At 63.3% G+C, this 7,393-nt stretch carries 7 protein-coding genes and 1 tRNA gene; 5 read left to right on the top strand and 3 right to left on the bottom strand.

The window, feature by feature from the left end; genetic code table 11:
• The coding region (gene nirK / locus DYI24_RS17290; protein ID WP_164573179.1) for a copper-containing nitrite reductase at window positions 1-962 on the top strand (962 nt) is incomplete at its 5' end.
• Between the two features lie 29 nt (window positions 963-991).
• Here nirK and DYI24_RS17295 read toward each other — a convergent pair.
• A complete protein-coding gene (locus tag DYI24_RS17295; RefSeq protein WP_164573180.1) occupies window positions 992-1,762 on the bottom strand; it encodes an exodeoxyribonuclease III in 771 nt (256 codons plus the stop codon).
• A gap of 200 nt (window positions 1,763-1,962) precedes the next feature.
• Window positions 1,963-2,036, bottom strand: a tRNA-Gly gene (locus DYI24_RS17300).
• Between the two features lie 230 nt (window positions 2,037-2,266).
• On the opposite strand from DYI24_RS17300, the gene DYI24_RS17305 reads away from it, so the two are divergent.
• From DYI24_RS17305 to DYI24_RS17320, 4 genes are all read left to right on the top strand, one after another.
• Window positions 2,267-2,776, top strand: coding sequence for a YciE/YciF ferroxidase family protein (locus DYI24_RS17305; RefSeq protein WP_107345116.1), 510 nt, complete (start codon window positions 2,267-2,269; stop codon window positions 2,774-2,776).
• Between the two features lie 14 nt (window positions 2,777-2,790).
• Window positions 2,791-3,360 carry a DUF4142 domain-containing protein gene (locus DYI24_RS17310; RefSeq protein ID WP_164573181.1) on the top strand — a complete coding sequence of 190 codons (570 nt, stop codon included), beginning with the start codon at window positions 2,791-2,793 and terminating at the stop codon, window positions 3,358-3,360.
• Window positions 3,361-3,619: 259 nt separating this feature from the next.
• Window positions 3,620-5,821 (top strand): glycogen debranching protein GlgX, encoded by a 2,202-nt coding sequence (gene glgX / locus DYI24_RS17315; protein ID WP_164573182.1) that lies wholly within the window; start codon window positions 3,620-3,622, stop codon window positions 5,819-5,821.
• A 158-nt stretch (window positions 5,822-5,979) separates the two neighbouring features.
• Window positions 5,980-6,828: a transglutaminase-like domain-containing protein gene (locus DYI24_RS17320; protein WP_164573183.1), complete on the top strand. Its 849-nt coding sequence runs from the start codon at window positions 5,980-5,982 to the stop codon at window positions 6,826-6,828.
• A 207-nt stretch (window positions 6,829-7,035) separates the two neighbouring features.
• On the opposite strand, the gene DYI24_RS17325 is transcribed toward DYI24_RS17320, so the two are convergent.
• Window positions 7,036-7,248 carry a hypothetical protein gene (locus DYI24_RS17325; RefSeq protein WP_013501820.1) on the bottom strand — a complete coding sequence of 71 codons (213 nt, stop codon included), beginning with the start codon at window positions 7,246-7,248 and terminating at the stop codon, window positions 7,036-7,038.
• Window positions 7,249-7,393: the final 145 nt, after the last annotated feature.

Genomic DNA, 7,393 nt, shown 5'->3' on the forward strand with positions numbered 1-7,393 from the left:
ATCAGCAGGCCACGACCGACGGCCCCAAAGTCGTCGAGTTCAAGCTGGTGGTGCATGAGAAGGAACTGGTGATCGACGACGAGGGCACGAAAATTCAAGCCATGACCTTCAACGGCTCCATCCCGGGCCCGCTGATGGTCGTGCATCAGGACGACTACGTCGAACTGACGCTCATCAATCCTGCCACCAACACCATGCCTCACAACATCGACCTGCACGCCGCAACGGGCGCGCTGGGTGGCGGCGCGCTGACGCTGATCAATCCTGGCGAGCAGGTCGTCCTGCGATTCAAGGCCGATCGCCCAGGCGTTTTCGTCTATCACTGCGCGCCCGGCGGCACGATGATCCCATGGCACGTCGTGTCAGGCATGAATGGCGCGATCATGGTGCTGCCCCGCGACGGCCTGAAGGACGGCGCAGGAAAGCCGCTTCGTTACGACCGCATCTACAATGTCGGCGAACAGGATTTCTATGTCCCGAAGGACGACAAGGGGAACTACAAGACCTACGGGTCGCCCGCCGAGGCATATTTCGACACCCGTGAGGTGATGCGCAAACTCATCCCGACGCACGAAGTATTCAATGGTCGCGTCGGCGCGCTCACCGGCAAGAACGCGATGACGGCCAAGGTCGGCGAGTCGGTGTTGATCATCCATTCCCAGGCGAATCGCGACCCCCGCCCGCATTTGATCGGCGGACATGGCGACTACGTTTGGGAGACCGGCAAGTTTTCAAATCCGCCGGAAACCAATCTCGAGACCTGGTTCGTCCGTGGCGGATCCGCCGCTGCTGCCCTCTACACCTTCAAGCAGCCGGGCATCTACGCCTACCTCAATCACAATCTGATCGAAGGAGTGGAGCTCGGCGCCAGCGCCAATTTCAATGTCGAAGGCAAATGGAACGACGACCTGATGACACAGGTGAAGGCGCCGGCGCCGATCCCGGCAGGATCCAGTAACTAGCTTGCTTCAACAGACCGCTGACGTCGCGTTCAATCGATCACGATCCAGGCGGGCGCGTGATCGCTCGCCTGCGGTGCCGCCCGCACCTTGCGATCGACGCCGGCCCGCTTCAGCCGCACCGCCAGCGACGGATCGAGCAGCAGGTGATCGATCCGCAAGCCCGCGTCGCGCTCGAACCGGTTTCGCCAATACGACCAGAACGTATAGGGCGCGTCGTCCGGATGGCAGTGCCGTAGTGCATCGGTCCAGCCCTGGCGCAGCAGCGCCGCGAACAGCTTGCGCGCCGCCGGCTGCACCAGCGCGTCCTTGTCCCATGACTTGGTCGGGTAGATATCGGCCGGCGTCGGCACCACGTTGAAATCGCCCGCCAGCACCACCGGCGCCCCGCTCTTCAGCAGCGTTGCCGCATGGCGGTTCAGCCGCTTCAGCCAGGCGAGCTTATCGTTGAATTTCGGTCCCGGCTGCGGATTGCCGTTCGGCGCGTACAGGCAACCGACGATGATACCGGCGACCGCCGCCTCGATGTAGCGGCTCTGCTCGTCGCGCGGCGCGCGGGGCAGCCGCCGCCGGGTCACCACGATCTCGCGACGGCGGGCGAGGATCGCGACGCCATTCCAGCTTTTCTGCCCGACCCACGCCGCCGCATAGCCGGCCTTGCGCAACGCCGCTTCCGGAAACTCCGCGTCGGCCGCCTTCAACTCCTGCAAGCAAACGATGTCCGGCCGCGCCGCCTTCAGCCACGCCAGCAGCACCGGCAGCCGCTTGTTGACATTGTTGACGTTGAAGGTCGCGATCTTCACGCCGCTCCGCACCCGCTCGCCTGCCGCGCCTCAGCACGTCCACGGCCTGAGCAACGCCAGCGCTGCCGGATTGATCCGCGACGGCGCGGGCCTGCGCCCGATTTGCGCCCTGGACGTCCGGCTGCCCAGCAAGAGTCAAACGGAGACCCGGCTCAAAAACCGTAAGCCTAGACAATATCTATCGAATTTTGATCGGGGACTGGAGCGGGTGAAGGGAATCGAACCCTCGTATTCAGCTTGGAAGGCTGCTGCTCTACCATTGAGCTACACCCGCGATGCAGCCCCCGTAACACGTTCGCCCGGGGCTCTCAACTCCCCTCGCCGGCGCGCCACCAACTTCTGGCGTCCGATTGCCCGACAGTTCGCCGGACCGCTGCCTGACCCGTCTTGCCCCGGCCCAGCGGCCGCCCGCCCCCCGGCGCTCGCCACGCGACGGAACAGAATCGGCCGTCCCCGGTTCTCCGGTCGAGCCGCGGGACGCGGACCATTTGGGCGGAGGCGACGATGGGATTTTTCAGCAAGGACATTCAGACGATGGAGGACCTGCTGCTGCACGGCCTCCGCGACATCTATTACGCCGAGCAGCAGATCACCAAGGCGCTGCCGAAGATGATCGAACAGGCAACCAACCGAGACCTGTCGCAGGGCCTGAAGGCGCATCTGGAAGAGACCCAGAAGCAGATCGAACGGCTCGACCAAGTGTTCAAGAAGCTCGGCGAGACGCCATCGGGCGTGAACTGCCCGGCGATCGACGGCCTGATCAAGGAATCCGACGAGACCGCCGGCGAGATTGCCGACAAGACCGTGCTCGACGCCGCGATCGTCGCCAACGCGCAGGCGGTGGAGCACTACGAGATCGCCCGCTACGGCACCCTGATCGCCTGGGCCGAGGAGCTCGGCCACGACGACATCGTGCGTTTCCTCACCACCAATCTGAACGAGGAAAAGGCCGCCAACACCAAGCTCAACACCGTGGCGCTCCGCAAAGGCGTCAATCGTAAAGCCGCAAGCTGAAAGGAAATAATCGCATGAACCGGACCGCACTCGTTCTCGGCTGTCTGCTGGTCGCCACCCCGGCGCTGGCACAATCGGTCACCGAGAAGACCGGCATCAATTCGGTGCTCGGCGTCTCGCCGTCCACGGCGGATTTCGTCAAGCAGGTGGCGATCAGCGACATGTTCGAGATTCAGTCGAACCAGCTCGCCGAGCGCAAGGGCAACGCCGCCGAACAAGCGTTCGCCAAGCAGATGATCGCCGATCATACCAAGACCTCCAGCGAGCTGAAGGCGATGGTAGCCGACGGCAAGGTCAAGGCCGAGCTTCCGACCGCGCTCGACTCCGCTCATCAAAGCAAGCTCGACAAGCTGAAGAACGCGAACGGCGCCGAATTCAGCGAGACCTTCGACGAGCAGCAGGTCACCGCCCACAAGGACGCCGTCTCGCTGTTCGAGCGATACTCGAAGGGTGGCGATAATGACGCGCTGAAGAAGTGGGCCGGCACCACGCTGCCGAAGCTGCAGCACCATCTCGAGATGGCCCAGCAGCTTGAGCGCGACCGCACCAACACCACCTCGCAGTCGTCCAAGTCCGCAAAGTAACACGCAAGGAAGCTAGAACATGGGCCCGGCAGTTTCGCGCTGCCGGGCCAGCAACGACGGACCGGCCCCCGCGGGGCCCGACCTGATACACACGGGCGGGCGCCGTTCTTCCGGATGTTGGAACCGGATTCCGGCTTCCCGCATTGTCGGTGAAGATCGTTTTGGGGGACCGTAATCAAATGACGACACGATCAGCGTTTTTCCGTCTTAACCGGGTGCTTTGCGCCGGCGCCGCTTCTCTAATCACGGAGGGCGGGCGATGACCGACGCGACCGAGACGCTCGAGCCGCCGGCGGAAACCACCGCCCCCGAAACGCCGACCAAGCCCGAAGGTCCGCCGCCCTATCAGGTGGTCAACGACTCCTCCACCGTTCGTGAAGGCCTGCCCTTCCCACTCGGCTCGTGCTGGGACGGCAATGGCACCAACTTCGCGCTGTTCTCGGCCAACGCCACCAAGGTGGAAGTTTGCCTGTTCGACGGCGACACAGAGCGGCGGATCGAGCTGCCCGAATACACCGACGAGGTGTTTCACGGTTACATCCCCGATGTCGGCCCCGGCACCTTCTACGGCTATCGCGTGTATGGCCCGTACGAGCCGGAGAACGGTCACCGCTTCAATCCCAACAAACTATTGCTTGATCCTTATGCGCGCGCCCACGCCGGCTCGCTGACCTGGGACCCGGCCGTGTTCGGCTATGTGATGGAGAGTGGTGACGACACCACCTTCGACGAGCGCGACAGCGCCCGGTTCGTGCCGAAATGCGTGGTGGTCGATCCTGACTTTGACTGGAAGGGCGAGCCCGGCCGCAAATTCGTGCCCTGGGATCAGGCCATCATCTACGAAACCCACGTCAAGGGTTTCACCAAGCTTCACCCGGAGGTGCCCGAACATCTGCGCGGCACATATGCGGGCCTCGGCACCAAACCGGTGGTCGATTACATCTCCTCACTCGGCATCACCGCCGTCGAGCTGCTGCCGATCCACACCTTCGTCAATGACAGCTATCTGCTCGACAAGGACCTGGTGAATTATTGGGGTTACAACACCATCGGCTTCTTCGCGCCCGATCCGCGCTACGCCGCCGACGTGCCCAACAGCTTGCGCGAATTCAAAGAGATGGTGGCGCGGCTGCATGATGTCGGCCTCGCCGTGATTCTCGACGTGGTTTACAACCACACTGCCGAGGGCAACGAGCTCGGCCCGACGCTGTCGTTCAAAGGCATCGACAACGCCAGTTATTACCGGCTGCTGCCGGAGCAGAAGCGCTACTACATCAACGACACCGGCACCGGCAACACCGTCAATCTCACGCATCCGCGCGTGATCCAGATGGTCAACGACAGTCTGCGCTACTGGGCCGGCGAAATGCATATCGACGGCTTCCGGTTCGATCTCGGCACCATCCTGGCGCGCGAGCATTACGGCTTCGACGAGCAGAGCGGCTTTCTGAAAGCCGTGATGCAGGACCCGCTGCTCGCCTCGGTGAAGCTGATCGCCGAGCCGTGGGACTGCGGCCCCGGCGGCTATCAGGTTGGCGGCTTCCCGCCCGGCTGGGCGGAGTGGAACGACAAATTCCGCGACACTGTGCGCGACTATTGGCGCGGCGAAGCTCCGGCGGCGGCGCTGGCCCCGAGGCTGTCGGCCTCCGGCGACGTATTCAACCGCCAGGGACGCCGCGCCTGGGCGAGCGTGAACTTCATCACCGCGCATGACGGCTTCACCCTCAATGACTGGGCGAGCTACAACGACAAGCACAACGAGGCCAATGGCGAGGACAATCGCGATGGCCACTCCGACAACCGCTCATGGAATTGCGGCGCGGAGGGGCCCACCGACGACGAGACCATCCTCGCCCTTCGCGAACGCCAGAAGCGCAACATGCTGGCGACCTTGCTGCTCGCCCAAGGCACGCCGATGCTGCTCGCCGGCGACGAGTTTGGCCGCACCCAGAACGGCAACAACAACGCCTACTGCCAGGACAATGAGATCTCCTGGGTGCATTGGGACCATGATGAGGCCGCGCAGCATTTGCGCGCCTTCACCCAGCGGCTGCTGGAATTGCGCCGGACCTACCCGACGCTGCGACGCAGCCGGTTCCTCACCGGCCAATACGACGAGGCGCTCGAAGTTCGCGACGTCACCTGGATCAACGCCAATGGCGGCGAGATGCAGCAGGAGCATTGGGACGATCCTAACGTCAAATGCTTCGGCATGCTGCTCGACGGCCGCGCCCCAACCACCGGCATCCGCCGGCACGGCGAGGACGCTACCGTGCTGCTGGTGATGAACAGCTTCGATGGCGTCGTCGAATTCACCCTGCCGGAGGTGCCGCACGGCTCGAAGTGGTCGCTGCTGATCGACACCAACCTGCCGAGCGGCATTCCGGACGAGCAGTTCGCTTGCGGCGAGGTTTATCAATTGACCGCGCGGTCCGTTCTGCTGTTCGGACTGACCGAATAAGCTGCAGCACGCCGGCCATTTCATCGCCGGCGTGCTGCCACTAATTTGCGCAACCGTCGACATACCTGATCGGGAACACCAGGTTCGTTACGCGATTGAGAACACAACAGAGGGCCGATCGCATCGCCCCTTTCTCGATCAGCAACGGAGCTTTGCAGGTGATCATTCGCGCCGGATACAACATCGCTTTCCACTGCTTCCAGGAAACGCCGATCAATCTGCTGCTCAGCGTGCATCCGTCGCGCGCCCAGCACGTCATCGGCGAGCACGTCATCCGGTTTTCGCCGGACGTGCCCGCGCACGACTTCACCGACATCTTCGGCAACGTCTGCACCCGGATCGTCGCGCCCCCGGGCCGCATCGATATCAGCAATGACTTCCTGATCGAGGACTCCGGCCTGCCCGACGAGGCTGCACCCGGCGCCCGTCAAATCCCCGTCGCCGAACTGCCCGACGAGGTAATGGTCTATCTGCTCGGCAGCCGCTATTGCGACACCGACAAGCTGTCGAACCTCGCCTGGTCACTGTTCGGCGGAATCACCTCGGGCTGGGAGCTCGTGCAGGCGATCGTCGACTACGTCCACAATCGCATCACCTTCGGCTATCAGTTCGCCCGTAACGACCGCACCGCCTCCGAAGGTCACGCCGAGCAGATCGGCGTCTGCCGCGACTTTGCGCATCTTGCGGTCGCCCTGTGTCGCTGCATGAACATTCCGGCGCGCTATTGCACCGGCTATCTCGGGGACATCGGCGTGCCGCGGGACCCGGCACCGATGGACTTTTCGGCGTGGTTCGAAGTCTATCTCGACGGCCGCTGGTACACCTTCGACGCCCGGCACAATACTCCGCGGATTGGCCGCATCGTCATCGCCCGCGGCCGCGACGCCGCCGACGTTGCGATCTCCACCTCGTTCGGCACAGCGAACCTGCTGAACTTCGAAGTGATCACCCATGAGGTGACCGATCAGGCCGCGGCGACAGCGGCCCCACTGCCAAAGGTGGCGTGAGGCGTACCCCAATCTTTTGAGAACCACCTTTCCGTCATTGCGAGCGCAGCGAAGCAATCCAGGCTTCTCCTCGGAGCGTCCGGATTGTTTCATCGCTTCGCTCCTCGCAATGACGCAAAATTGGCACTCCTCACAACGGCAAAAGCGGCCGGGCAAGCACCCGACCGCCTGAGACACACAACCTCTTCTAACTTCGAACGATGCCGTTCAGTTCGTGATCACGCCGAGATTGGTTTCCGAACCTTCGTTGCCCGGCACGGTGATCCGCACCTCGTGGCCGAATTTGATCGCGTTGGACGCCGCGGCGCAGGCGGCCTCGAACGCGGCTTCCTTGCTGGAATAGTCGCCGGTCGGATCGTCGTCGTGGCGGATGCCCCAGCGGTTGTCGCTGCCGATGATGTCGTAATAAGCCTTTCCCATCGTTCACCTCCAATTGCTGCAACAATCGGCGGCGCGGGCATTCGTTCCGATTGGGCGCCTCAGGTGCGCCGGCGCTGCGAGATGTCGGTGACCTTCACGGTGACGGTCCGGCTGCGCCCGTCGCGCTCGACCGTCCGCTTGACGT

Source organism: Rhodopseudomonas sp. BR0C11 (assembly GCF_010820945.1).
GTDB classification, from domain to species: domain Bacteria; phylum Pseudomonadota; class Alphaproteobacteria; order Rhizobiales; family Xanthobacteraceae; genus Rhodopseudomonas; species Rhodopseudomonas palustris_H.

What these genes read in the sequence shown, in the direction of transcription:
- DYI24_RS17305 (WP_107345116.1), top strand. Translation starts at nt 2,267, where the DNA reads ATGGGATTTTTCAGCAAGGACATTCAGACGATGGAGGACCTGCTGCTG.
- DYI24_RS17310 (WP_164573181.1), top strand. Translation starts at nt 2,791, where the DNA reads ATGAACCGGACCGCACTCGTTCTCGGCTGTCTGCTGGTCGCCACCCCG.
- glgX (WP_164573182.1), top strand. Translation starts at nt 3,620, where the DNA reads ATGACCGACGCGACCGAGACGCTCGAGCCGCCGGCGGAAACCACCGCC.
- DYI24_RS17325 (WP_013501820.1), bottom strand. Translation starts at nt 7,248, where the DNA reads ATGGGAAAGGCTTATTACGACATCATCGGCAGCGACAACCGCTGGGGC.